This window comes from Methyloversatilis sp. MC4-4 (genome assembly GCF_049843555.1).
GTDB classification, from domain to species: domain Bacteria; phylum Pseudomonadota; class Gammaproteobacteria; order Burkholderiales; family Rhodocyclaceae; genus Methyloversatilis; species Methyloversatilis discipulorum_B.
The window spans coordinates 209,663-235,587 of record NZ_JBBHZK010000005.1 but is presented as its reverse complement, the minus strand read 5'-3'; the positions used below and the strand labels follow the sequence as shown (position 1 = coordinate 235,587).

The window sequence follows — 25,925 nt, the reverse complement described above, 5'->3', positions numbered from 1 at the left end:
AACTGTCGGACCGCACAGCCACCTCTCCTCTTCCGTGCCTATCCACGACTACCTGATCCACCCGACCATTTCCCCGATCGCCTTCAAGATCGGCCCGCTGGCCGTGCGCTGGTACGGGCTCATGTATCTGGTCGCCTTCGTCGCCTTCATGCTGCTCGGCCGCGTGCATGCGAAGCGGCTGGCCGCGGCCGGTGCGCCATCGCTGGACGCGAAGCAGATCGACGACCTGCTGTTCTACGGCGTGCTGGGCGTGGTGCTGGGCGGGCGGCTGGGCTATGTGCTGTTCTACAAGCCGGCCTACTACCTCGAACACTGGACTGAAATCCCGGCCATCTGGTCGGGCGGCATGAGCTTTCACGGCGGCTTTCTCGGCGTGCTGGTGGCCGTCGCGCTGTTCGCGCGGCGCGCCGACTGGCGCTTCTTCCAGCTCACCGACTTCATCGCGCCGCTGGTGCCGCTGGGCCTGGCGGCCGGACGCATCGGCAACTTCCTGAACGCCGAACTGGTCGGGCGCGTCACCGACGTGCCGTGGGCGATGATCTTCCCGACCGTGGACATGCTGCCGCGCCACCCGTCGCAGCTCTACCAGTTCGCCGGCGAAGGGCTGGGGCTGTTCGTGCTGCTGTGGTGGTTCTCGCGCCGTCCGCGACCGATGGCTGCGGTCAGCGCGATGTTCCTGATCGGCTATGGCGGCTTCCGCTTCCTCGCAGAGTTCGGCCGCGAACCGGATGACTTTCTCGGCCTGCTGGCGGGCGGACTGTCGATGGGCCAGTGGCTGAGCCTGCCGATGATCATCGCCGGCATCGCGATGATGATCGGGTCCTACCGACGCAACACAGGAGTGAACACATGAGCCGTCCCTTCCGCATCCTCGGCCTGCAGCAGATTGCCATCGGCGGCCCCGACCGCACGAGGCTGCGCCGCCTGTGGGTGGACCTGTTCGGCCTCGGTCTCGAAGGTGACTTCACCTCGGAACGCGAGAACGTGGTCGAAGACATCGCAGTGCTGGGCAGCGGCCCGCACCGGGTCGAGGTCGACCTGATGCAGCCGCTCGATCCTTCGAAAAAGCCGCGCGTGGACGAGCCGCCGCTGAACCATATCGGCCTGTGGGTGGACGACCTGCCGACCGCGGTCGAATGGCTCACCGCGCAGGGCATGCGCTTCACGCCGGGCGGCATCCGTCGCGGCGCCGCCGGTCACGACATCGTGTTCATCCACCCCAAGGGCAACGAGGATTTCCCGCTGTGCGGCGAGGGTGTGCTGATCGAACTGGTGCAGGCGCCGCCGGAGGTGATTGCGGCGCTGGGGTGATCGACGCACGCCGTCCGCAGCGGTGTGCGTCGCGGCGGCCGCAGCCGGCCCTTACTCCAGCAGCGCGTTAACCGCCTCGATTTCCGGCTCGGCCAGCTGGCCGGCGGCGGCTTTCAGGCGGAGCTGGGCGAGCAGCGTGTCATAGCGCGCCTTGGCGAGGTCACGACGGGTGACGTAGAGCTGCTGCTGCGCGTTCAGCACGTCGATGTTGATGCGCACGCCGACCTCGTAGCCGAGCTTGTTGGCATCGAGCGAGGACTGTGACGACACCTGCGCGGCGCGCAGTGCGGCGGTCTGAGCGATGCCGTTGGCCACGCCCAGCCAGGCCTGACGCGCCTGCTGCGCGGCGTTGCGCCGTGCGAAATCGACTTCGGCGCGGGCGCGGTCGAGCAGGTGGGCCGATTCGCGCACGCGCGACTCCTGCCCCAGGCCCTGGAACAGCGGCACCGACACCTGCACGCCGACCGTACCGGTCGTCGTTTCGTTGTTCAGCGGCGCACCGGCGAAAGTGATGACGGTCTTGTTCTGACCGTAGGTCGCGACCAGATCGACCGTCGGGTAGTGGCCCGCGCGCTGACGTTCGATTTCGCGGTTGGCGATTTCCTGGTTCGCCAGCTGCGCCAGCACCGTCAGGCTCTCGGTCTGCGCGCGATCGACCCAGTCCTCCATGCGCGCCGGCTCCGGCAGCGTGAAGGCGACTTCGCTGCGCAGACCGCGCAGCGCCTCCGGCGCGCGGCCGGTGATCACCGCCAGCGCATGCCGCTTCACCTCGATGTCGCTGCGCGCGGCGATTTCCTGCGCGGTGGCGAGATCGAAGCGCGACTGCGCCTCGTGCACGTCGGTAATGGTGACAGTGCCGACCTCGAAGCTCTTGCGCGCCAGTTCGAGCTGCTCCGCGGCGGCCGTCTTCTGCGCGATGATGGAGGTGAGCACGTCCTGCGCATAGAGCAGATCGAAATAGGCCTGCGCCGCGCGCAGCAGTGTGTCCTGCCGCGCCTGCGCAAGCTGGGCGTCAGCCGCCGCGACCTGCAGCTTGCCCTGCTCGAACTGCACCCAGTTGTCCCAGCGGAACAGCGGCTGGGTCAGCTGGAAACCGAAGTTGTGCGAGTTGTACTGCGTGCTGCGATCGACCGGCTTGCTGATCTCGACGTCGTTCCACTGCGTCGTACCGTTCAGCGTCAGGCTGGGCAGCAGCCCGGCGCGCGCCTGTGGCAGCTTTTCCGAAGTCGCCTCGCGCTGCGCACGCGCCGACTGGAACTGGGCGTCGTTGGCCAGCGCCGCTCGCGCAACAGCCAACAGGTCTTCAGCCGCCAGCGTGCCGGTCGATGCCAGCAGGCCGGCAATCAGCGCAGCCGTCCGCGAAAGGCGCATTGCTCAGTACCGTGCCATCGAGCTGTCGACCTGCAGCGCCCAGGCGTCCACGCCGCCGCTGAGGTTGAACACGTTCGAGAAGCCATTGCGTTCGAGGAAGATGGCGACCTGCATCGAACGGCCGCCGTGGTGACAGACGCACACCAGCGGCCGCTCCGGGTCGAGTTCCTGCAGCTGCGCCGGCACCGTGTTCATCGGCATCAGCTGGCTGCCCTCGATGCGGCAGATGGCCCACTCGTGCTTCTCGCGCACGTCGAGGAGCTGCGGTTTGGGACGGCTTTCATCGGCCAGCCAGGCGGCGAGGTCGGTCACGCTCAGTTGCTGCATCGCGCCCGCCTCAGAACACGAAGCGCTGCGCGCCGCGCGCGTTGCGCAGCGTCGGCACCACCGTTTCGAACAGCACTTCCTGCGACTGCGTGCCGTCGGCGTTCAGCCTGACCAGCACACAGTTCATCAGCGGCTCTTCGCCGATGAAGGCGATCAGGCGACCACCCGGACGCAGCTGGGCCACCAGCTCCTGCGGCAGCACCGGCAGGCCGCCGGACACCACGATCACGTCGTAGGGGGCGTGCGTGGCCCAGCCCTGGGCGGCGTCGCCGACTTCGACGCGCACGTTCAACGCGCCGGCAGCGGTCAGATTCTCGCGGGCACGCTCGGCCAGTGCCGGTTCGATCTCGACCGTCGTCACCTGGCTGGCACGGGCGCCCAGCAGGGCCGCCATGTAACCGGAGCCGGTACCGATCTCGAGCACCGTATCGGTGCTTTTCAGCTTCAGTTCCTGCAGCACGCGCGCCTCGATCTTCGGCTCCAGCATCGCCGCGCCGTGGCCCAGCGGAATCGCGGTGTCGGCGAAGGCGAGCTGGCGCAGCGGCGCCGGGACGAAGGTTTCGCGCTTGACGACGAACAGCAGGTCGAGGATGTCCTGGTCCAGCACGTCCCACGGCCGGATCTGCTGTTCCACCATATTGAAGCGCGCCTGTTCGATATCCATTTTTCGGTCCCCTGAAAGAAGCGGCGATTGTACCGTGATGCAGTGCGTCAGAAACTTGAGCGAAGTCGGGTGCGTGCAGTGCGCGGGCGCATGCAGGCGATGTAGAGGGCGGGCATCACGAACAGCGTGAGCACGGTGGCGACACCGAGCCCCCAGACGATGGCGCCCGCCACCGGCCCCCACAGCAGCGAATAGCCGCCGATGCCGGCGGCCAGCGAGAACAGTCCGCCGACGGTGGTGCTGGTGGTGATGATGATGGGCACGACACGGCGGCGGGCGGCGTAGATCGCCGCGTGCAGCACGCTCATGCCGGCCAGGCGGCGTTCGTTGGCAGCGTCGATCAGCACGATGGCCGAATTGACGACGATGCCGGTCAGCGCGATCACGCCGTACAGCGTGTACAGCGACAGCGGCGAACCGCTGACCAGCAGGCCAACGGCGACGCCGGTGAAGGCCAGCGGCACGGTGGCCAGAATCATCAGCGGCTGCCAGTAGCTGCGGAACTGCGCCGCGAGAATCAGGTAGATGAGTCCGACGCCGAGCAGGAACAGCACCTTCATCGCCTGCAGGCTTTCCTCGACGTCTTCCAGTTCGCCGGAGAAGTCGAGGTCGGTGCGCGGAAAACGCGTGCGCGCCTCTTCCCACGCCGTCTTCAGCGCGTCGGTCACCTGCAGCGCGTTCAGCTTGTCCTTGTCGAGGTCGGCCTCCACGGTGATCGTGCGGCGCAGGTTGTAGTGCTTGATCACCCCCGGGCCGCGCGTTGTGTCGGCGGAGACCAGCGCGCGCAAGGTGGTGGCCGCACCGCCGGGCAGGGCGATCGGCGCGTCGAGCACGCGCATCACGTCGTCATCCGCGTGGCCGGCGGCGGCGACGCGCACTTCGAGCTTGGCGCCCTGATCGCGGGTGACGGCGACGATTTCACCCTCCACCTGCAGCCGCACTGCGCGCGCAACCTGGTCAGCGGTCAGGCCGGCGTCGCGCAGCGCGTCGCGGTCGAGCTGAAGCGCCAGCTGCGGCCGGCCCGGGATGTCGTCGTCGACGATGTCGCGCACGCCGTCGATGGCGCCAAGAATGCGCTTGACCTCCGCACTTGCGGCGCGCAGTTCGACCAGATCGTCGCCGCGCACCCTTACCTTGACCGGCTTCTGCACCGGCGGCCCGCCGGACAGCTGGGTGAAGCTGATGGTGCCGGCGCCGGGCAGCCCGACTACGGCTGCACGCATGCCGTCGACGATGGCGCCGACCTCGCGCCCTTCGTCCGCGCGCGGCAGCAGCGCCACCACCACCTGACCGTAGGCGTCGCCGAACAGCGCTTCGGCGTCGGTGAACTTGGCGCCGGCCAGCGCCGCCACGCGCCGCGCCTCGCCGTCCTGCAGATGGCGGCGCACCTCGCCTTCGATCTGCTGCACCCGCGCCAGCGTCGCCGACAGCGGACTGCCGGCCGGCATGTCGATGTTCACGTAGAAGATGCGCATCGGGTCGAAGGCGAAGAACTGCACGCGCACCAGACCTGTCGCCATCGCACCGACCGCGCCAGCGACCAGCGACAGCACGATCACGCACAGCACGATCCAGTGGCGTACCGCGAACGCCAGCACCTTGGCGTAGCGATGGCGCAGCACGCGGGTGAAACGGGTGCGGGTGGCCTGCAGCCGCGACGGCCGCTCGACCGTGCGGCCCATCGACAGCACGTGGGCAGGCAGCATCCAGTACGCCTCGATCAGGCTGATCGCCAGCGCCAGCGTGACGACGAAGGGGATGACGAACATGAACTTGCCTACGATGCCCGGCAGCAGCATCAGCGGCAGGAAGGCCGCCATCGTCGTCGCGACCGAAGCGAGAACCGGCGCCCAGACCTCCTGCACGCCGCCGACGACGGCGTCCAGCGTGGCCGCGCCGCGCTGCAGCCGGTAATAGATGGCCTCGACGATGACCACCGCGTCGTCGACCAGCATGCCGAGCGCGATCACCACGCCCAGCAGCACCGATATGTTCAGCGTGAAGCCGGTCGCCTGCAGGATGGCAAAGGTGCCGGCCAGCGAGAACGGGATGCCGAGGCCGACCAGCAGCGCAATGCGCGAGCCGAGGAAGATCCAGCACAGCAGGATGACCATGATCAGACCGACCAGCGCATTCGATTCCATGATGGCAATCGCCTCGCGCGTCGGCACCGTCTGGTCGTCCATCAGTTCGAGCTTGAGCCCCTGCGCCGCCAGCACCGCGTTCTTGCGCTCGACGTATTCATTGACGCGCTCGATCAGCGCCAGCGTGTTGACGCCGGGCTTCTTGGCCAGCGAGAACAGCACGCCGGGCTGACCGTCGGACGACACCTGCTGCGTCGGCCGCGCGCGGGCGCGCACCACGGTCGCCACCTCGTCCAGCTTCACCATGCTGCCCGGGCGGGCCCGCGGCGCGACGCCGACGTCGGCCAGCCAGCCGGGATCGGCGTCCTGACCGACTACGCGCACCAGCCATTCCTGCTCGCCGGCGCGCTGCCGGCCGGCGAACACGTCGCGGAACCAGGCGCCGACGCCGTCGGCGATGTCGGTCGGCAGCAGACCGCGCGCCTGTGCCGCCTGCGCCGAGTATTCGACGCGCAGTTCCGGGTCGTGCAGACCGAGCGAGAACACGCGATCGACGCCCTTCATCCGTTCCAGATCGGTCTTCATTTCACGGCCGAGCGCGCGCAGCACCTCGTCGTCGGCGCGCCCGGTGAGCAGGATCTGCGCGGTCGGAAAGCCGTTCGAACTGGTGATTTCGATGATCTGCGCTTCCTTCGCCTCGACCGGCAGCTCGGCGCGCGCCTTGTTCTGGATTTCGCGCCGCAGGTCGTTCACCCGCTTGTCGAAGGTGCTGACCGGCACTTCGTCGAAGCGCACCAGGATGCCGGCCAGACCGTCGCGCGCGGCCGACGAGATGAAGCGGATGTCGGACACGTTCTGGATCGCGTCCTCCAGAGGCTGCAGCACCCGCTTCTCGACATCCTCGGGCGAAGCGCCGGGCAGCGCCACGGTGATCTGCACCCAGTTGAAGTTGATTTCCGGGTCCTGTTCGCGCGGCAGACCGAGATAGGCCATCAGGCCGAGCAGCAGCACCACCATGAAGGTGATGTTGGCCAGCGGGTGATTGCTGATGAAGCGCGAATAGAACTGCATGCGGTCTTTCATTTCAGCGACTGTCCGTCGACCAGGCTGTTGCGGCCGTCGACCGCGATGCGCGTGTCGGCCGGCAGATCGGTCCGCGCCGGTCGGCCCTCCTGCGCGCCGTCCAGCGGCACGAAGCGGGCGCTGCCTTCGCGCACGACGAACACGCCGAGCGCCGCACCGCGCCGCACCAGCAGTTCGCCCGGCACGTGCGGCGCCGGGTCCTGCCACACCAGCCGCCCCTCGGCGCCCGACGGCGCACGCTCTCCGGTGAAGACGGCACGCACCTCGTGCGTACGGGTGGCGTCGTCGATCGCCGGCGAAACGCGGGCGATGCGCAGCGGCTGGCGGCCGGCCGGAGACACGAAGGCGAGTTCGCGTGCGGCGCGCAGCGCGTCGAGATCGCGCGGCGCCACACGCGCCGACACTTCCACCTTCCGTGCGTCGTCCAGCGTCATCAGCAGCGTGCCGACGCCGGCCAGCGAGCCGGCCGAAGCCTCGCGCGTGCGCACCACCGCGTCATAGGGCGCACGCAGCACGCATTTGTCGACATTGCGCCGCGCGAGGTCGACCGCGTTGGCGGCGACGGCCACATCGGCGCGCACCACTTCGACTTCGGTCTCGCGCTGCGTCAGCGCCTCCGGCGAAACGAAGTTCTGGTCGCGCAGGGCGCGCGTGCGACGCAACTGCGCGTCGGCCTGCGCCAGCCGTGCCTGCGCCGCCTGCAGCTGCGCCTGCGCACGCTCCAGCGCGAGCTGGTAGTCGCGCGCATCGAGGCGAACCAGCACCTGACCCTTCTTCACGCGCTCGCCCGGCTCGGCGTGCGTGGACGCCACGCGCGCGCTCAGTTCGGCGGCGAGCTGGGTGCGGTTGAGCGCCACCGCCTGCGCCGGTGCATCGCGCTGCGGATAGGTGGCAATTTCGGACAGCGGCTTGAAGCCGACGGCGGGCGGCGTCTGCGCCGACGCCGGCAGGACCGGCAGCAGCGCGGCGAAGCAGAACGCGAACAGCTTGATCATGGGAGCAGGGCCTGAATGGAGAATTCGATGCGGAAACGGATGTCGTCGGCTTCGGAAGCGCCGCAACAGGCATCGGCAATCGAACCGAAGGAATGTTTCATCAGCACGTACAGCAGCAGCGGCGCCATCACCGCGTCGACGGTGCGTGCGTCGCCGGGCGAGCGGAATTCGCCACGCGCGTGACCGTAGTCGATCGCCCGCGCGACCAGCGCGCAGCCGCGCTGCATCACTTCGCGGTGGTAGAGCTCGGCGATGTCGGGAAAATTGCGCGCTTCGGCGACCATCAGCTTGGGCAGGCCGCCGAGCGGCGTCTCGCCGATCAGCTGCCACCAGCCGGCGAGCAGCTGGCGCATCAGGTCGGGGCCGCTGCCGGCCCAGCCGGCCACCAGCGCCTCGCCCTCGGCCAGCGCCGGCACCAGGCCCTCACGCACGACCGCGGCAAACAGCGCCTGCTTGGAATCGAAATAGAGGTAGAGCGTGCCCTTGGACACGCCGGCCGCGTGCGCCACGTCCTCCAGCCGGGTGGCGGCGTAGCCGTGCTCGACGAACAGGTCGAGCGCGCAGCGTATCAGCGCCGCCGGATCGACCAGTGCGGGTCGTCCGCGGCGAGCCGCGACGCTCATCGTGAGCGCCCCGGGAAAGTGGCGGAAAGGCGTGCTGTCACGGCGTACAGGACATCCGGTTTTTAATGACTGAATGTTCAGTTAATAACTTTCCGTCGTCAAGGTGCAACATCGGCGTCGTCGACGCGTCGACCACTGTTGTTGCATGGCATCATGCGCGCCCTTGCCCGCCCACCCGGCGAGCTGGACTCAAGCCATGCGCAGGTCACCCTCCGACCGCACGGCAGGAAAGGATCCAACGATGGACACCCCGAACACCGCGGCGCTGCGCCGCACACCGTTTCATCCGCTGCACCTGGCGGCGGGCGCGAAGATGGTCGCCTTCGCCGGCTGGGACATGCCCATCCAGTACGCCCCGGGCATCCTGCAGGAACACCTCCACACGCGCGCCCACGCCGGCCTGTTCGACGTGTCCCACATGGGGCAGATCGAGGTCAGCGGCCCCGGCGCCTGCGCCTGGCTGGAATCGCTCACCACCGCCGACCTCGTCGCGCTGCCCGACGGCCGCCAGACCTATTCGCTGCTGCCCAACACCGCCGGCGGTCTGATCGATGACCTGATGATCCAGCGCATGGGCGACACCTTCCACGTGGTCTGCAACGCCTCGCGCCTCGACGACGTGCTCGCCCAGTTCGACGCTCACGCGCCGGGCAACGACTGCACCTGGCGCCTGCGCGACGACCGCGTGCTGCTCGCGCTGCAGGGCCCGGACGCCGAAGCGGTGCTGCAGCCCTACGGCGACCTGACCGGCATGCGCTTCCTCGACGTGCGCGAATTCAACGACGGCGCGCGGGTCAGCCGCAGCGGCTACACCGGCGAGGACGGCTTCGAGATTTCGCTGCCGGCCGAAACCGGTCCCGTCTTCGCCGAACGCCTGCTCGAACATCCGCATGTGCGCTGGATCGGCCTCGGCGCACGCGACACGCTGCGGCTGGAAGCCGGCATGTGCCTGTACGGCAACGACATCGACGCGACGACGACGCCGGTATCGGCGGCCATAGGCTGGGCGGTCGCGCCGGCGCGGCGGGCCGGCGGCGTGCGCGCCGGCGGCTTCCCGGGCGCGGCGGTCATCCTCGGCGAGTTCGCCGCGCCGCCGGCGCGGGTGCGCGTCGGTCTGCTGCCGGAAGGCCGCGCGCCGCAGCGCGCAGGCGCCGTGGTGGTCGACGCCGACGGCCGCCAGATCGGTGTCATCAGCAGTGGCAACCACAGCCCGACGCTGGGCCGCCCGATCGCGATGGCCTATATCGAGCGCGCCGCCAAGCTGGCCGGCACGCCGCTGTTCATCGAATCGCGCGGGCAGAAGGTGCCGGCCGCACCCTCCCCGATGCCCTTCGTGCCGAACCGCTACAGGCGCTGAATCCCGACCGCACACAGCGACGCTTCTTTTTTCTGCTGAACCTCGACTCCGGTCAGACGTCGACATGACGCGAGACCGGTACCTTCACCAAAGGACCGCCAGAAGCGGCCCGGAAAGGACTGTTGAACCATGGACAAGCGTCCCTCCCTCGAAGCGCTGGAAGACCGCGGCGACTTCATCCGCCGTCACATCGGACCCGACGAACGCGACCTCGCCGTCATGCTGGCCGCGCTCGACGTCGCCAGTCTGGACGAACTGATCGCCCAGACCATACCCGCCGACATCCAGCTCGACGCGCCGCTTAACCTGCCGGCGCCGCGCTCCGAGCGCGTGGTCGACGACGCGCTGCGCCGCATGTTCGCGCGCAACGAACTGCACACCAGCCTGATCGGCATGGGCTATTACGACACCATCACGCCCAATGTCATCAAGCGCAACGTGCTCGAGAACCCGGGCTGGTACACCGCCTACACGCCCTACCAGGCGGAGATTTCGCAGGGACGACTGGAAGCGCTGCTGAATTTCCAGCAGATGGTGATCGACCTGACCGGTCTGCCGGTGGCCAACGCCTCGCTGCTCGACGAAGCCACCGCCGCCGCCGAGGCGATGACGATGGCGCACCGCATTTCCAAGGTGAAGTCGCCGCGCTTCATCGTCGACGCCGACACCCACCCGCAGACGCTGGCGGTGGTGCGTACGCGCGCCGAGCCGCTGGGCATCGAGGTGGTGCAATGCGATCCGTGGGCCGGCATCGACGGCGAGTACTTCGGCGTGCTGCTGAGCTATCCGGGTTCCAGCGGCCGCCTGCGTGACCCGTCGCCGGTGCTGGCCGCGGCGCGTGCTGCCGGCGCACTGTCGGCGGTCGCGGCCGATCCGCTGGCGCTGGTGTTACTGAAGGAACCGGGCGCCGAAGGCATGGGCGCCGACATTGTGTTCGGCAGCGCCCAGCGCTTCGGCGTACCGATGGGTTACGGCGGCCCGCACGCCGCCTTCTTCGCCTGCCGCGACGAACACAAGCGGCAGATGCCGGGCCGCATCATCGGCGTATCGACCGACGCCAACGGCCGGCCCGCGCTGCGCATGGCGCTGCAGACGCGCGAACAGCACATCCGCCGCGAGAAGGCGAACAGCAATATCTGCACGGCGCAGGTACTGCTCGCGGTCATCGCGTCGTTCTACGCGGTCTATCACGGCCCCAAGGGCCTGCGCACGATTGCCGAGCGGGTGCACCGGATGGCCGTGCTGTTTGCGCAGGGCCTGCGCGAGCTGGGCTTCGACGTCGTGCATGAGCGCTACTTCGACACCGTGCAGGTGCGCGTGCCGGGCATCGCCCGCCGCATCGCCGCGCGGGCGCGCGAAGCCGGCTTCAACCTGCACGTGATCGACGCCGACCACCTGTCGGCGGCCTTCGACGAAACCTCTCGCCGCAGCGAACTGAAGCGCCTGCTCGCCACCTTCGCCACGCGCGCCGACAGCGTGCTCGACCTGGCGGAGATGGACGGCCGCGTCGCCGACTGCATCCCGGCGGAGCTGCGCCGCGAATCGGCCATCCTGACGCACCCGGTATTCCAGCGCTATCACTCGGAAACCGAAATGATGCGCTACATGCGCCGGCTGGCCGCGCGCGACATCGCGCTCGACCGGGCGATGATTCCGCTCGGCTCGTGCACGATGAAGTTGAATTCCACCACCGAAATGACGCCGGTCACCTACCGGCTGTTCGCCGCGCTCCACCCCTTCGTGCCGCTGGAGCAGGCGCAGGGCTACCAGCAGCTGTTCGAGGAACTGGAAGAGCGGCTGTGCGAGATCACCGGCTTCGCCGCGATGTCCTTCCAGCCGAATGCCGGCTCGCAGGGCGAATACGCCGGCCTGCTGGTGATACGCAAGTACCACCAGACACGTGGCCAGGGTCACCGCAATGTATGCCTGATCCCGGCGTCGGCGCACGGCACCAACCCGGCGAGCGCAGTGCTGGCCGGCATGGAGGTGGTCGTCGTCGCCTGCGACACGCTGGGCAATGTCGACTTCGCCGACCTGAAGGCCAAGGCAGAACAGCATGCCGACCGGCTGGCCGCGCTGATGATGACCTACCCGTCCACGCACGGCGTGTTCGAGGAAGGCGTACGCGACATCTGCGCGCTGATCCACGCGCACGGCGGCCAGGTCTACATGGATGGCGCCAACATGAACGCGATGGTCGGCCTGGTGCGTCCGGGCGACATCGGCTTCGACGTGTGCCACCTGAACCTGCACAAGACCTTCTGCATCCCGCACGGCGGCGGTGGCCCGGGCATGGGTCCGATCGGCGTCGCACCGCACCTCGCGCCCTTCCTGCCGGACCATCCGGTAGTGCAGGGCGTGAATCCGGTGGCCGGTCCGGCCGGCACCATCGGTGCGGTGTCAGCCGCACCCTGGGGCTCGGCCAGCATCCTGCCCATCGTGTGGGCCTATATCGCGCTGATGGGCGCGGCCGGCCTGAAGCGCGCAACTCAGGTGGCGATACTCAATGCCAACTACATTGCGCAAAAGCTGTCGCCGCACTACCCGGTGCTCTACACCGGCAAGCACGGCCGCGTCGCCCACGAGTGCATCGTCGATCTGCGACCGCTGAAGGACACGAGCGGCGTCACCGTCGAGGACGTGGCAAAGCGGCTGATGGACTACGGCTTCCACGCACCCACCGTGTCCTTCCCGGTGCCCGGCACGCTGATGATCGAACCGACCGAGAGCGAGAACCGCGCCGAGATCGACCGCTTCTGCGACGCGATGATCCAGATTCGCGCCGAGATCGCCGACATCGAAGCCGGCCGCGCCGACCGCGAGAACAATCTGCTCAAGCACGCGCCGCACACGCACGAGCTGCTGATCGCCGATGAATGGACACGGCCCTACAGCCGTCGTGCCGCGTTCTTCCCGACCGAATCGGTGGATCGCGACAAGTACTGGCCGCCGGTCGCGCGCGTCGACAACGTCGCCGGCGACCGCAACCTGGTGTGCACCTGCCCGCCGCTGTCGGAGTACCGCTAGTCCTCGTCCGCGACGGACAGTCGATCGGGTGCCGCCCGGCCTGCGGGGCGGCACCCGATTGCAAAACTGTGTCATGTCATCGCGGCGTAACCTTGTCGAAACATCCTGTTGCTGTGATTGCGCGTCCGCAAGACGCGTTTCGCCCAACAACAACAGGAGTTCGTCATGGTCAGAAAAATCACCGCCGCGGCCATCGCCGCGCTGTTCGTTCCGGTCGCCCAGGCAGCCGATGCCGTCAGCTGGGAAAAGCTGTGGACCTTCACCCACGGCGCCGCGACCAGCGTCGCCGGGCAGACCTCGGAAATCGTCGCCTTCGACAGCCTCAACAACGAACTGTGGGTGGCCGGCCTGAAGGGCATCGACATCCTGAGTGCATCGACCGGCAGCTTCGTGCAGCACATCGACACCACGGCCTGGGGTGAGCTGAACAGCGTCGCCGTGCGCAACGGCGTGGCCGCCTTCGCCATCGCGGCACCGGTCAAGACCGCCGCCGGCACCGTGCTCACCTTCGACACGACCAGCCGCAGCATGCTGAACAGCTACTCGGTCGGCGCCCTGCCGGACATGGTCACCTTCACGCCGGACGGTCGCATCATGACCGCCAACGAAGGCGAACCGCTGCCGCTGACCGCCTCCACCACGCAGGAGGCACGCGGCTCGATCAGCATCATCGACACCACGCGCGATGCGGTCACGACGCTGGGCTTCAGCGCCTACGACGGCACCAGCGGTCTCGGCCGCATCGTCACGCCGGGCAGCAAGCCCTCGCTCGACTGGGAACCCGAATACATCGCAGTGGCGAAGGACGGCAAGAGCGCCATGGTGACGCTGCAGGAAGCGAACGCGGTGGCGATGATCGATCTGACGACGAACTCGATCACCAGCGTGAAGTCGCTCGGCCTGAAGGACTTCAGCCTGCCGCAGAACGCGATCGACACCTCGGACCGCGACGGCCCGGCCAATACGGCGCTGACCGGCAATTACCGCACGGTGCCGGTCAAGGGCATGTACATGCCGGATGCCATCGCCGCCTACAGCAGCGGCGGCAAGACCTATTACGTCACCGCCAACGAAGGCGACTCGCGCAACCTCGACGACGCGATCCCCGGCGCCTTCAACGAGGAGATCCGCGTCGGCTCCGGCAGCTACGTGCTCGACCCGACCGTGTTTCCGAACGCGGCCGACCTGAAGAAGAATGCCAACCTGGGCCGCCTGACGGTCACGACCTCCGGCGGCGACCTCGACGGCGACGGCGACTACGACGAAATTCACACCTTCGGCGGGCGCTCCTTCTCCATCCTGGACGAGAACGGCAACCAGGTCTTCGACAGCGGCAACCAGCTCGAAGCGCTGTTGCTGGCGCAGTTCCCGGCGCTGATCGACGACGGCCGCAGCGACAACAAGGGCGTCGAGCCGGAAGGCGTGACGCTGCTGGAGATCGGCGACCGCACGCTGGCCTTCATCGGTTTCGAACGTTCGCTGCAGAGCGTGATCGCGATCTACGACGTGACCGACCCGACCGCCGCCACCTTCCTCGACTTCATCGTCGACGCCGACTCGCTGTCGCCGGAAGGCCTGAGCGCCTTCGAGTACGACGGCAAGCTCTTCCTCGCAGTGGCCAACGAAGTGTCCGGCACGACCTCGATGTTCTCGATCAGCGCGGTACCGGAGCCGGAAACCTACGCCATGCTGCTGGCCGGCCTCGGCATGATCGGCCTCGCCGCGAAGCGCCGCATGCGCTGATCGCCCAGCGCCCCGAGTCGCGGCCTCGACCGCGACTCGGCCGCTGCAGTCCGCAGTCAGGCCGCCGTCGGGGTCAAGACCCCTCCCACAAAACCCCGGCTCTGGCCGCGGATTTAGCGCGATCCCCGTGGGAGCGGCCTTGGCCGCGACGCGAGCGTCGTGATCGGGTGGCCGGCTTGACCTTGCTCAAGCCGGTGCCTCCTGCGGCCGGCTATGGTGTCGCCCACACTCCGCCGGTCCGTACACCATGATGCTTTCCCCTTCCGAAGTTTCCGCCGTCACGTCGGCGGTCAGCCCGCATGCCGAGCAGTTCGCGCGCAGCGGCCTGCAGCCGCTGAAGCTCGGCGGCCGCACGCTGCTGCCCATCGTGCAGGGCGGCATGGGCGTCGGCGTGTCGGCACACCGGCTGGCAGGCACCGTGGCACAGCAGGGGGGTGTCGGCACCATTTCGTCGGTGGACCTGCGCCGTCATCACCCGGACCTGATGGAACGCACGCGCGGCCTGCGCGGTGAAGACGCCAAACAGCAGATCAACGCCGCCAACGTCGAAGCCCTGCAGCGCGAGATTGCGGCCGCGAAGGAAATTTCGGGCGGTCGCGGCATGCTGGCGGTGAACGTGATGCGTGCCGTCAGTGCCTACGCCGAACATGTGAAGACCGCGCTGCAGGCCGGCATTGACGCCATCGTCGTCGGCGCCGGCCTGCCGCTGGATCTACCGGAACTGGCGCGCGAACATCCGAAGGCGGCGCTGATCCCCATCCTGTCCGACGCGCGCGGCGTACAGCTCATCGTGCGCAAGTGGGAACGCAAGCAGCGCGCGCCTGACGCCGTGGTGCTCGAACATCCGGGCTGGGCCGCCGGCCACCTCGGCGCAGCCAAGGTCGAAGACACCAGCGACCCTCGCTTCGATTTCGAGCGCGTGGTGCCGGAAACGCTGGAGGTGCTGCACAAGGCCGGTCTCGACGGGCAGGTGCCAGTCATCGTCGCCGGTGGCCTGCGCACGCACGAAGACATCCGTCGCATGCAGGCACTCGGCGCCTCGGCGGTGCAGTTCGGCACTTCGTTCGCGGTGACCGAGGAATGTGACGCCGACGACGCCTTCAAGCACGTGCTGGCCGAGGCGCGCGACGAGGATCTGGTCGAATTCACCAGCGTGGCCGGTCTGCCGGCGCGCGCGGTGCGCACGCCCTGGCTGCAGAAGTACCTGTCGCTGATCGACAAGACGCAGGCGGTGGCGCACGCCAAGTCTCGCTGCGCCAAGAGCTTTGACTGCCTCGCCCAGTGCGGGCTGCGCGACGGCCTGATCGGCTGGGGCCAGTTCTGCATCGACCACCAGCTGGCCGCCGCACTGAAGGGCGATCTGAAGACCGGCCTCTTCTTCCGCGGCCGCGGTGGCCTGCCCTTCGGCAACCAGATCCGCAGCGTGCGCGCGCTGTTCGACTACCTGCTCACGCCCGTGGCCGCGTAAGCCAAGCGTGGATCGCCATGCCGGCGATCATCGCCAGCACGAACACCACGGCCGGCGCCGAGCCGGTACCCAGCGATACCAGCGCCGGGCCCGGGCAGTAACCGGCAAGCCCCCAGCCGACACCGAAGGTGAGACTGCCCAGCACCAGCGGTGCATCGATCTGCGTGGCACTGGGCAGTGCCAGCGCGCAACCGGCCCAGGCGGTGCTGCGCCTCCGGGCCATCGTGAAGGCGGGCAAGGCGGCGCCGATGGCGCCAGCCATCACCAGCGCCAATGACGGATCCCAGTTCCCGGCCAGATCCAGAAAGCCGACCACCTTGGTCGGGTTGGCCATGCCGGACAGCAGCAGGCCGAGGCCGAACAACAGCCCGGCAACGAGTGCGATCAGCGCTTGCATGTTCAGGCTCCCAGCAGGTGACGGACGACGTAGACGGTGGCGAAACCGGCGCCCATGAAAGCCAGCGTGGCCACCAGCGAGCGCGGCGACAGGCGCGACAGGCCGCACACGCCGTGGCCGCTGGTGCAGCCCGAGCCGTAGCGCGTGCCGATGCCGACCAGCAGTCCGGCGACGACCAGCAGCCCGCCACCGGCCACCGGCTGCGCCTCGGGCAGCACAGCGAACAGCCGCCACAGCAAGGGCGCGACCAGCAATCCACCGAGGAAAGCCTGGCGCCAGGTCGTGTCCGGACCACCCGGCCTGAGCAGACCGCCGACGATGCCGCTGATGCCGGCCACCCGCCCGCTGCCCAGTATCAGCAAGGCGGCCGACAGGCCGATCAGCACGCCGCCGGCCAGCGAACTCCAGGGTGTGAAGGCATCCCAGGCGATGGTCATCGTGTGTCTCCGTGGTTCGTGGTGTCCGCGCAGAAGCGCGCGTGCAGGGTCTGCATGACCGCCAGTGCGTCGTCGCTGGCGATGCGGTAGTGGATGTACTTGCCGTCGCGCCGCGTATCGACCAGACCTTCGCGCCGCAGCACACCCAGCTGCTGCGACAGCGTCGGCTGGACGATGCCCAGCGCCTGTTCCAGTTCGCCCACCGTGTGTTCGCGCTCGGCCAGCCGGCACAGCAGCACCAGCCGGTCTTCGTGCGCCAGCACGCGCAGCAGCGCGCAGGCGCGCGAAGCCGAAACGCGCAGATCGTCGAGCATGGGTGTGTCCATGACCAACAATATATCGTCAGATATATTGTTTTTCAACAGAATGTCGGGCTCGGCCCTGCGCCGGTACTCAGCCGCCGGGCAGGTTGCGCTCGATCTGCTCGCGCAGCCGGTCTTCCTGCGCGCGCAGTTCGGGCGTCATCGCGTCGCCGAAGTCGTCGGCTTCGAAAATCTGCCGGATCTCGATTTCCGACTCGCCCGGCATCGGGTTGGGACAGCGCTTCACCCAGTCGATAGCCTCCTGCAGCGAGGCGCACCGCCAGATCCAGAAGCCGGCGATCAGCTCCCTGGTCTCCACGAAGGGGCCATCGGTGACGGTTCTCGCCGCCCCCGAGAAGCGCACGCGCGCCCCGCGCGAACTCGGGTGCAGCCCTTCGCCGCCCAGCATGACGTCGGCCTTCACCAGTTCCTCGTTGAAGCGGCCCATCTCGGTCAGCAGCGCCTCGCCCGGCATCACGCCCGCCTCGCTGTTCGCGTCGGCCTTGATCAGCACCATGAATCGCATGTCGGTCTCTCCTGCAAGTAAGTGAGGGGTACGTCCGGACGACGAAGCAGACGCGCAGGAATCGACAACGCGGGCGCATCCGGTGAACGACTTATTGCCGGCGTCGGCCGGCGCGCCGAGCATCCGCTCATTCCTTACTTCCCAGGGCGCCGCCATGATCACGCTCCGTCAGCTCTACCGCTACCCGGTAAAGGGCCTCTCCGCAGAACCGCTCAACCACGTCGAGCTGCGTGCCGGCGAAGGCATGCCGCTGGACCGGCTTTACGCGCTCACCAACGGCAGCTGGGACTTCGATGCCGGCAGCTATCAGCCACGCCCGAAGACCGACTTCATCGCGCTGATGGACCACCCGGCACTGGCCGCCCTGACCACCCATCTCGACGACGACGCGCGCCGCCTCACCGTTCGCACGCCGGACGGTCGCTCGCTGCAGGTCGACCTCGACGACAGCGCGGCCTGCGCCCGCTTCGCAGATTTCGTCGCCCGCCACCTCGGCGCCCGCTTCGAGGGCCCGCCCACGCTCGTCGCTGGCGAAGGCTTCCGCTTCACCGACGTGAGCGTGCTGTCGCACGGCATGATGAATGCAGTGTCGCTGATCAACCTCGCCACGGTGCGCCGCATCGGCGAGGAATGGGGCGTGGACATCGACCCGATGCGCTTTCGCGCCAACCTCTACATCGACGGGGCGGAGCCGTGGGCGGAAGCGGGTTGGCTCGACCGCGAACTGACGATCGGCAACGTGCGCCTGAAGGCGGTCATGCGCACCCCGCGCTGCGCCGCCACCGGCGTGAACCCGCTCACCGCGGTGCGCGACATGACCATTCCGGCGACCATGATGGAGCGCTACGGACATCGCGATCTCGGCGTGTATCTGGAGGTGGTGGCAGGCGGCGCGATCGAACCCGGCGCGGAAGTACGCGTGAGTTAGTCCCGGCCGCCGTCGCGGGGCTTGCGTGTAGTCAAGGCGGCGACGACGATTGCAGGCATGCTTGCATTACCTGCCCTGCCTGCGGAGCCCCGAACGCGATGACCGATTCCCCCGACGCACGCCTGCGCACCGCGCTGTCGACGCAGCGCGCCCTTGCCCTGCTGGATGACGGCGCCCGCGAGGCGCTGGCCGCCGCCGCCCGTGTCGTCGCCTTCGACGGCGAGGCGGCGGTCGATGCCGACGCGCTCTACCTGCTGCTCGATGGCCACATCGACCTGATCGACGCCGACCACGGCGGGCGCGTCGCGCTCGCGCCGGGCGAATTGTTCGGTTACGGCACCGCCGCCCGCGTACCGGAACCGTGGACGGTGCGCGCCGATCGCGGCGCCACGGTCGCCCGCTTCGCCGCCAACGACATCGACGCCGCCTGCGCCACCCTCCCGGCGCTGCGCGCCTTCATCGTGCCGGGCGCTGCAGTCGTGACCACGCGCAGCACCGACCCGCACCTGAACCTGATGACCACGCCAGTGCGGGCCCTGGTCAAGCGCACACCGATCACGCTGGCGCCGGACACCACCATACGCTCGGCGGCGCAGCTGATGCGCGAACAGCGCGTGTCCTCGGTGCTCATCGTCGACGAAGCCGGCCATCTGTACGGCCTGGTGACCGACCGCGACCTGCGCAACCGCGCCGTCGCCCAGGGGCTGGACATCGACCGTCCGGTGATCGACATCGCCACCGTCGCACCGATGACGATGGACGTGCGCAAGCCCGCCTTCGACGCGCTGCTGCTGATGGCGCGCCACAACATCCACCATGTGCCGGTGATGGACGGCGATCGCGTGGCCGGCATGATCACCGCCACCGACCTGACCGAACAGCACAGCACTTCTGCCGTCTATCTGGCTGGCGACATCTACAAGCAGACCACGGTCGAGGGTCTGGCTGCCGCCGCCTCGCGCGTGCGCCAGCTGCAGCAGAATCTGGCCGCTGCCGGCGCCACCGCCTACAGTACCGGCCACATCATCACCGCGGTGACCGACGCCATCACCTGCCGGCTGGTGCAGCTGGCCGAAGCGAAGTTCGGCCCGGCGCCGGTGGACTACGTGTGGGTGGCCGCCGGCTCACAGGCGCGCAGCGAACAGACGGCCAAGTCGGACCAGGACAACTGTCTCGTGATCGACGACAGCTACGACGCTGCCATGCACGGCGACTATTTCAAGGCCTTCGCCACCTGGGTGTGCGACGGCCTGGACGCCTGCGGCTACATCCACTGCCCGGGCGAAATGATGGCGATGACCGACCAGTGGCGGCAGCCCAAGGCGCGCTGGATGCAGTACTTCCGCAAATGGGTGGACCAGCCGGAGCCGAAGGCGCTCATGCTCACTTGCGTGTTCTTCGACCTGCGCGCCATCTACGGCAAGACCGCGCTGCTCGACGAACTGCGCCGCGACGTGCTCGCACACACGCGCGACAACCGCATCTTCCTCGCATACATGGTGGGCAATGCACTGAGCCACACGCCGCCACTGGGCCTGTTCCGAAGCCTGTCGACGATACGCAGCGGCGACAACAAGGGCACGCTGGACCTCAAGCACAACGGCATCGTGCCGGTGGTCGACCTGGCGCGCGTCTATGCACTGGCCGGCGGCCACGACGCGGTCAACACGCACGACCGGCTGGCCGTCGCCGCCGCCAGCGGCGAGATCAGCGAACAGGCCGCACGCGACCTGCGCGACGCGCTGGAATTCATCGCCACGCTGCGCATCCAGCACCAGGCCCGCCAACTCGCCGCCGGCCTGAACGCTGACAACTTCCTGCGCCCGGACGAACTGTCGAACTTCGAACGCAGCCAGCTGAAGGACGCCTTCAGCGTCGTGCAGTCGCTGCAGAACGTGCTGGGGCAGCGCTATCAGGCGGGGCGGTTCTGACGCGCCCCGCCACGCTCAGTACTTGATCCGCGCGTAATACGTTTCCTGCGCCGCCTCCATCGCCTGCCCCAGCGTGTGGATGCCCTTCTCGGCGAGCAGCGGTATCAGCTTCAGGAAGACCTCGGCGGTGACGATGGCGTCACCGAGCGCGGTGTGGCGGCCGATTACGGTGATGTTGAAACGTTCGGCGATCGCCTCCAGCCGATGCGATTCCTGGTTCGGGTGCACCAGCGCTGACAGCAGCAGCGTGTCGAGCACCGGCTGCTCGAAGCGCACGCCGGTGCGCGCCTCCTTCAGTTGCAGGAAGCGCATGTCGAAGGCGGCGTTGTGGGCGACCAGCACGGTGTCCTGGGCGAAGGTGTGGAAGGCGGGCAGCACGCGGTCTATCGTCGGCTGACCGGCCACCATGTCGGGCGTGATGCCGTGAATCGGGATCGATGCCGCCGGAATGCCGCGCTGCGGATCGACCAGCTGTTCGAAACTTTCCTGCCGCAGCAGCTTGCCGTTGACCACGCGGGCGGCGCCGATCTGGATGATTTCGTCGCCCTCGCCCGGGTTCAGGCCGGTGGTTTCGGTGTCGAACACGGTGTAGGCCAGTTCGGTCAGCGGCCGGTCGGCCAGTTCGCGGCTGGATTCGGTGGCGCGGAACAGGTCGAAGTCGTAGTACTCGGGGCGGCTGCCCTGCGGCACGAAGGTCGCGACGTCGAGCTGTTCGCGCTCGCTGGCCAGCGGCAGCAGGAAGCGGAAGAAGGCGCGGTGGCGCACCCGCTCGCGCTCCAGCCAGAACTCGCCGCCGTGCCGTTCGACCACGTCGCGCACCGACAGCGGCGAGCGCTCGCCGCCGGCCGTCATCGCGTCCATCTGCCAGCTCATGACGGTTTCGGTGCTCATGGTCTGACCCTGCCAGATCAGGTCGAGGTGGGCGCGGTTGTCCTGCGGCGCGGCGACCAGTCTGAGCATGACGACGCGGATGTCGTACTCGTCGGCCAGCCGCTCGGCCAGATAGGCCAGCGCCTGCAGCAGCGAAAAGCTGTCGACCTTGAGCCACAGCGTGGCGTCGATGTCGTCCGGCTGCACGCGCGGGCCCTTCACCGCCTCGATGCGGCGCGTGGCCGCCGACACCAGATCGGCACCCAGCATGTCCTCCAGCGGCCAGCGCGCCTTCAGGCCGCGCGTCGCTTCGTCGGCCAGATCGCGGATGCGCCGGCTCATGGCGCCGACCTCGTCGCGGATGACGCCGTGGAAGCGCTCGCGCATCGCCGGTTCGAGGTCGGGGTAGTCCAGCATGTCGATCGCCGCCTGCATGTTGGCGAGCGAGGCGCGGCTGCCTTCGGTCAGCCCGAGCAGCAGTCGGTCGCGCTCCGAATCCTCCTCGAAGTCGCGCGTGATGTTGTCCAGCATCAGCACGAAACCGCTGATCGCACTGTCGCCGTCGTCGCCGCTGCGCACCGGCGTCATCTGCGCGCGCAGCAACTGGCCGGCGCGTGTGGTGGTGACGAACTGCGCCGACGGGCTGGCGACGCCGCGCTGCATGCGCTGGCCGATGTTCTCCAGCGCGTGGGCGACCAGCTTGCGGTCGAACACGGTGTAGATCGAGCGGCCGAGGCCGATCAGTTCGGCGCCGTCGGCCAGACGCGGGGCGTCGGACAGCGCACGGAACTGCAGCCGCGCGCGGTTGTTGTAGAGCAGGATGCGACCGTCCAGATTGCACACGACGACCGACTGCGTCAGTTCCGACATCAGCGCGGCGAGCCGGCTGCGTTCCTGTTCGACGTTGCGGCTGGCGGCGCGCACCTGTTCGGCGATGTCGGCGCGCAGCCGCGCGCGCTGTTCGACAAAGCCGGCGATGACGTCGGCCAGCGCGCGGTTCTCGACGTCGCCCTGCGGCGTCAGTGCGCGCTCGGCATCGGTGCCGAGCACGATGCGCGCCTCGTCCACCAGCCGCGCCGGCGCGACGATGTAGCGCCGATAGAGCTGATTCAGACCGGCGGCGGCCAGCATCAGCACGAACAGCAGCGTCATCAGCGCCAGCGGCATGCGCCCGCCGAGCAGCGACAGCACAGTGTCGCGTTCGCTGGCGTCCAGCGTGGACAGCAGCAGCAGACAGGTCACCACCGCCCACAGCAGCAGCAGACCAGACAGTGCCGCCAGCACTTGCCAGAAACGGCGATCGGGACGGCGGTTCGGATTCATCCGAGCATCTCGCGCACCTTCTGCACCAGTTCCCGTGTGGAGAAGGGTTTGGTCATGTAGGCATCGGCGCCGAGCGCGAGGCCCTTGGCGACGTCGGTGTCGCGCCCCTTGGCCGTCAGCATCAGGATGCGCACGCCGCGCAGCGCGTCGTCGGCACGCACTTCCTGACACACCTCGAAGCCGCTCTTGCCGGGCATCATCACGTCGAGCAGCACCAGTTCGGGCTGCTGTTCTCGGATGGCAGCCAGCGCTTCGACGCCGTCGCGCGCCACGCTGACGTCGAAGCCTTCGCGCTTCATCAGGAATTCGAGAGAGACGAGGATGTTCGGCTCGTCGTCGGCAATCAGTATCTTGCTGCTCACTGGGGAGCTCCTCCTTGCTGTCCGCCCTGCACGGGGTTTGCGGTCGGATTGTCGGGTGCCTGACGGCCCTCTTGTATCTGCCACGGTAGATGGAAGGCGAAGCAGGCGCCTTGGCCTGCATCAGATTCCAGCCACATTCTGCCGCCGAAATGCTCGACGATCTGTCGGCTGATCGGCAGGCCGAGTCCGGTGCCCTGCGGCCGGTTCACCCCGTCGCCGCCCTGGCGGAATTTCTCAAACACCAGCGCGTGCTCGGCCACCGGCACGCCGGGGCCGTTGTCGCGCACTTCGACCGTGATACCGCTGTCGTCGCTGCGCATGCGCACATGGATGCGTCCGCTGCCGCGCGGTACGAACTTGGCGGCGTTGGACAGCAGGTTCAGCAGCACCTGGGTGAGCCGATCGGGGTCGGCGCGCAGCGTCGCCACGGCGGACGGTGCGTCCAGCGTCACGTCGGCACCGCGCTCGCGGAACACCTCATGCGTCGTTTCGATCGCCTTCAACACCAGCGCCCGCAGATCGACATCGGCGGTGTGCCATTCGGCGTGACCGGATTCGATCTTGGCCATGTCCAGCACCTGGTTCACCAGGCGGCTCAGGCGCTCGGTCTCGGCCACGACGATGCCGAGGAAGTGCTGGCGCTGCGCACTGTCCATCTGCGGGTCGTCCACCATCAGCTCGGACAGCGCGCGGATCGAGGTGAGCGGCGTGCGCAGTTCGTGCGTGACCGAGGACATGAAATCGTCCTTCAACCGGTCCAGGCTCTTCAGCTGCTCGTTGGCGGCGCGCAGTTCGGCGGTGGCGCGCTCCAGCGACTGCGACTTCTCCTCCAGCGCGTGCGAATAGGCGCGCAGCTGCGACGCTTCGTCGAGGATGCGCATCACGTCGTCGAGATCCAGCGCCTCCTCCTCCACCACCGACGCCACCATCACGCGTGCTGACGCGCTGCCGATGGCGCCAGCAAGCTGGGTTTCGACGAACTGCACCAGACGTGCATCCGGCTTGATCTCGTCCACGCCGGCTACACCGCTGGCGGCGGCGTAGTCCTCGAACAGCTTCTGCGCGCGCGCCGCACCCATAAAGCGCGCGACCAGCGGCAACAGGTCGGCCACCTGCGCACGCCCGCGCCAGAACACCGGCCGGCTGCCTTCGGTCCGTTCGAACACATCGACGAACAGCAACGCCTGGCTGGTTTCCGCCGCCGACGGCGTGCGCCACAGCGACACGCCGACATAGGCGCCAATATTGGCGAGCAGGCTCCAGAACAGCGAATGCGTCAGGTTGTCGAGGCCGGCCAGGCCGAACAGCTGTTCCGGCTTCAGCAGCTCGATGTCCAACGGACCGTGCGCAATGAAACCTGCATCCATCCAGCCGGACTTGGCGATGGACGGCAGCATCAGCGTCCATGCCCACAGCGCGAAACCGGCGCTGAGCCCGGCGAGCGCGCCACCGCGGGTGCCGCCCTTCCAGTACATGCCGCCGAGCGCGGCCGGCGCGAACTGCGCCACCGCGGCGAAGCTGATCAGGCCGATGCTCACCAGTGCGTAGGCCTCGCCGGCGACGTGGAAGTAGATGTAGCCGAGCAGCATGACGCCGACGATGGCTGCGCGCCGGATGCCGAGCAGGATGCCGGTGAGGTCACCGGCGGCGCGGGCGCCGAAGCGGCGGGTACGCAGCAGCAGCGGCATCACCAGGTCGTTGCACACCATGGTCGACACCGCGATGGTTTCGACGATGACCATGCCGGTCGCCGCCGACAGCCCGCCGATGAAGGCGAACAGTGCCAGCGCGTGCCAGCCGCGGTCGAGTGGCAGCGACAGCACGAAGCTTTCCGCATTCATGTTGCCAGCGCCGAAGTGCAGCAGGCCGCCGAGCGCGATCGGCAGCACGAACACATTGATCAGCAGCAGGTAGAGCGGAAACACCCACACGGCGCGGCGCAGGTGGCGCTCGTTCACGTTCTCGACCACCATCACCTGGAACTGGCGCGGCAGGAACACGACCGACAGCATCGACAGCACGGTCAGCGCGAACCACTGTTCGTAGGCGAAGGGGCGGCCCTGCTGCTCCAGACCGAGCAGCGGCGCGAGGTCCGGGTTGTCGAGTGCGCGCCCGAACAGGTCGGCCGGGCCGTCGAACAGCGACCAGCACACGAAGCTGCCGACGGCGATGAAGGCGATCAGCTTCACCACCGATTCGAAGGCGATGGCCGCCACCATGCCCTCGTGACGTTCGGTGGTGTCGAGGTGGCGGGTACCGAACACCATGGTGAAACCGGCCAGCGCGAGCGCGACGTAGAGCGTGCTGTCGCGCCACCAGTCGGACGGGCTGCCGACCGCCTCGCCCGGCACCGTGGTCATCACCGCGTAGCCGCTTGCGATGGCCTTCAGCTGCAGCGCGATATACGGAACGATGCCGACCACGGTGATCAGTGTCACCAGTCCGGCCAGCGTCGGGCTCTTGCCGTAGCGACTGGCAACGAAGTCGGCGATCGACGTGATGCGGTAGCTGCGCGCGATGCGGATCATCTTGCGCACCACCATCCAGGCCAGAATCATCGCCAGCGTGGGGCCGAGATAGATGGGCAGGAACCACACGCCTGAGGTCGACGCGCGGCCGACGCTGCCGAAATAGGTCCACGCGGTGCAGTAGACCGCCATCGAGGCGGCATACACCCAGGCGTTGTCGATGACCGAGCGCCCCTGTTGCGCGCGATGGTCGCCGTACCAGGCGACCGCGAACAGCAGCAGCAGGTAGGCGAAGGACGCACCGACCAGCAGCGGCGCGGACAGCACG

21 protein-coding genes are annotated in these 25,925 nt (G+C 68.3%); 8 read left to right on the top strand and 13 right to left on the bottom strand.

Translation table 11 applies throughout. The features are described from left to right. Positions 1–34 precede the first annotated feature (34 nt). Positions 35–853, top strand: coding sequence for a prolipoprotein diacylglyceryl transferase (gene lgt / locus WDZ97_RS19100; RefSeq protein ID WP_425763803.1), 819 nt, complete (start codon positions 35–37; stop codon positions 851–853). Next, a complete protein-coding gene (locus WDZ97_RS19095) occupies positions 850–1,311 on the top strand; it encodes a VOC family protein (RefSeq protein WP_425763802.1) in 462 nt (153 codons plus the stop codon). The genes lgt and WDZ97_RS19095 overlap by 4 nt, the downstream gene beginning before the upstream one ends. A gap of 51 nt (positions 1,312–1,362) precedes the next feature. On the opposite strand, the gene WDZ97_RS19090 is transcribed toward WDZ97_RS19095, so the two are convergent. The 6 genes from WDZ97_RS19090 to WDZ97_RS19065 are packed head-to-tail and all read right to left on the bottom strand — an operon-like array spanning position 1,363 to position 8,458. Beyond that, positions 1,363–2,682 carry a TolC family outer membrane protein gene (locus tag WDZ97_RS19090; RefSeq protein WP_425763801.1) on the bottom strand — a complete coding sequence of 440 codons (1,320 nt, stop codon included), beginning with the start codon at positions 2,680–2,682 and terminating at the stop codon, positions 1,363–1,365. Positions 2,683–2,685: 3 nt separating this feature from the next. After that, positions 2,686–3,009, bottom strand: coding sequence for a rhodanese-like domain-containing protein (locus WDZ97_RS19085; protein ID WP_304000770.1), 324 nt, complete (start codon positions 3,007–3,009; stop codon positions 2,686–2,688). 10 nt (positions 3,010–3,019) lie between these two features. Beyond that, the gene (locus WDZ97_RS19080) at positions 3,020–3,673 is read right to left on the bottom strand and encodes a protein-L-isoaspartate O-methyltransferase family protein (protein ID WP_304000769.1); all 654 of its coding nucleotides are present in this window, start codon (positions 3,671–3,673) and stop codon (positions 3,020–3,022) included. Between the two features lie 47 nt (positions 3,674–3,720). Beyond that, positions 3,721–6,840, bottom strand: coding sequence for an efflux RND transporter permease subunit (locus tag WDZ97_RS19075; protein ID WP_425763800.1), 3,120 nt, complete (start codon positions 6,838–6,840; stop codon positions 3,721–3,723). Beyond that, positions 6,837–7,835 (bottom strand): efflux RND transporter periplasmic adaptor subunit, encoded by a 999-nt coding sequence (locus WDZ97_RS19070; protein ID WP_425763799.1) that lies wholly within the window; start codon positions 7,833–7,835, stop codon positions 6,837–6,839. Before WDZ97_RS19070 ends, WDZ97_RS19075 begins: the two co-directional genes overlap by 4 nt. Continuing rightward, entirely contained in the window at positions 7,832–8,458 is a 627-nt protein-coding gene (locus tag WDZ97_RS19065) for a TetR/AcrR family transcriptional regulator (RefSeq protein ID WP_304009875.1), read from the bottom strand. Before WDZ97_RS19065 ends, WDZ97_RS19070 begins: the two co-directional genes overlap by 4 nt. Positions 8,459–8,699: 241 nt before the next feature. Here WDZ97_RS19065 and gcvT point away from each other — a divergent pair, with 241 nt between their 5' ends. The 4 genes from gcvT (at position 8,700) to WDZ97_RS19045 (ending at position 16,053) form a co-directional block, all read left to right on the top strand. Next, positions 8,700–9,815, top strand: a complete 1,116-nt coding sequence (gene gcvT / locus WDZ97_RS19060) for a glycine cleavage system aminomethyltransferase GcvT (RefSeq protein WP_425763798.1) — start codon at positions 8,700–8,702, stop codon at positions 9,813–9,815. 129 nt (positions 9,816–9,944) lie between these two features. Then, entirely contained in the window at positions 9,945–12,842 is a 2,898-nt protein-coding gene (gene gcvP / locus WDZ97_RS19055) for an aminomethyl-transferring glycine dehydrogenase (protein WP_425763797.1), read from the top strand. A 165-nt stretch (positions 12,843–13,007) separates the two neighbouring features. Beyond that, positions 13,008–14,585 carry a choice-of-anchor I family protein gene (locus WDZ97_RS19050; protein WP_304000761.1) on the top strand — a complete coding sequence of 526 codons (1,578 nt, stop codon included), beginning with the start codon at positions 13,008–13,010 and terminating at the stop codon, positions 14,583–14,585. Between the two features lie 247 nt (positions 14,586–14,832). Next, positions 14,833–16,053, top strand: a complete 1,221-nt coding sequence (locus tag WDZ97_RS19045) for an NAD(P)H-dependent flavin oxidoreductase (RefSeq protein ID WP_425763796.1) — start codon at positions 14,833–14,835, stop codon at positions 16,051–16,053. Here WDZ97_RS19045 and WDZ97_RS19040 read toward each other — a convergent pair. The 4 genes from WDZ97_RS19040 to WDZ97_RS19025 all read right to left on the bottom strand — a co-directional run bounded on the left by WDZ97_RS19040 (position 16,034) and on the right by WDZ97_RS19025 (position 17,871). Then, complete coding sequence (locus WDZ97_RS19040; RefSeq protein ID WP_425763795.1) at positions 16,034–16,450, bottom strand: DUF6691 family protein; 417 nt, start codon at positions 16,448–16,450, stop codon at positions 16,034–16,036. The genes WDZ97_RS19045 and WDZ97_RS19040 overlap by 20 nt on opposite strands. A gap of 2 nt (positions 16,451–16,452) precedes the next feature. Beyond that, positions 16,453–16,887 (bottom strand): YeeE/YedE family protein, encoded by a 435-nt coding sequence (locus WDZ97_RS19035; protein ID WP_425763794.1) that lies wholly within the window; start codon positions 16,885–16,887, stop codon positions 16,453–16,455. Further along, positions 16,884–17,213, bottom strand: a complete 330-nt coding sequence (locus WDZ97_RS19030) for an ArsR/SmtB family transcription factor (protein WP_425763793.1) — start codon at positions 17,211–17,213, stop codon at positions 16,884–16,886. Before WDZ97_RS19030 ends, WDZ97_RS19035 begins: the two co-directional genes overlap by 4 nt. A 67-nt stretch (positions 17,214–17,280) precedes the next feature. Then, entirely contained in the window at positions 17,281–17,871 is a 591-nt protein-coding gene (locus WDZ97_RS19025; protein WP_425763792.1) for a YciI family protein, read from the bottom strand. Here WDZ97_RS19025 and WDZ97_RS19020 point away from each other — a divergent pair. Next, complete coding sequence (locus WDZ97_RS19020) at positions 17,870–18,643, top strand: MOSC domain-containing protein (protein WP_425763791.1); 774 nt, start codon at positions 17,870–17,872, stop codon at positions 18,641–18,643. The genes WDZ97_RS19025 and WDZ97_RS19020 overlap by 2 nt on opposite strands. Positions 18,644–18,741: 98 nt before the next feature. Continuing rightward, entirely contained in the window at positions 18,742–20,574 is a 1,833-nt protein-coding gene (locus WDZ97_RS19015) for a putative nucleotidyltransferase substrate binding domain-containing protein (protein WP_425763790.1), read from the top strand. Between the two features lie 15 nt (positions 20,575–20,589). Here the strand turns inward: WDZ97_RS19015 and WDZ97_RS19010 are convergent, their stop codons facing one another. From WDZ97_RS19010 to WDZ97_RS19000, 3 genes are read right to left on the bottom strand one after another with little or no spacing between them, the layout of a single operon-like run. Beyond that, a complete protein-coding gene (locus tag WDZ97_RS19010; RefSeq protein ID WP_425763789.1) occupies positions 20,590–22,767 on the bottom strand; it encodes an exonuclease domain-containing protein in 2,178 nt (725 codons plus the stop codon). After that, positions 22,764–23,129, bottom strand: a complete 366-nt coding sequence (locus tag WDZ97_RS19005; protein WP_019916328.1) for a response regulator transcription factor — start codon at positions 23,127–23,129, stop codon at positions 22,764–22,766. The genes WDZ97_RS19010 and WDZ97_RS19005 overlap by 4 nt, the downstream gene beginning before the upstream one ends. Then, positions 23,126–25,924: an ATP-binding protein gene (locus WDZ97_RS19000; protein WP_425763788.1), complete on the bottom strand. Its 2,799-nt coding sequence runs from the start codon at positions 25,922–25,924 to the stop codon at positions 23,126–23,128. Before WDZ97_RS19000 ends, WDZ97_RS19005 begins: the two co-directional genes overlap by 4 nt. Position 25,925: the final 1 nt, after the last annotated feature.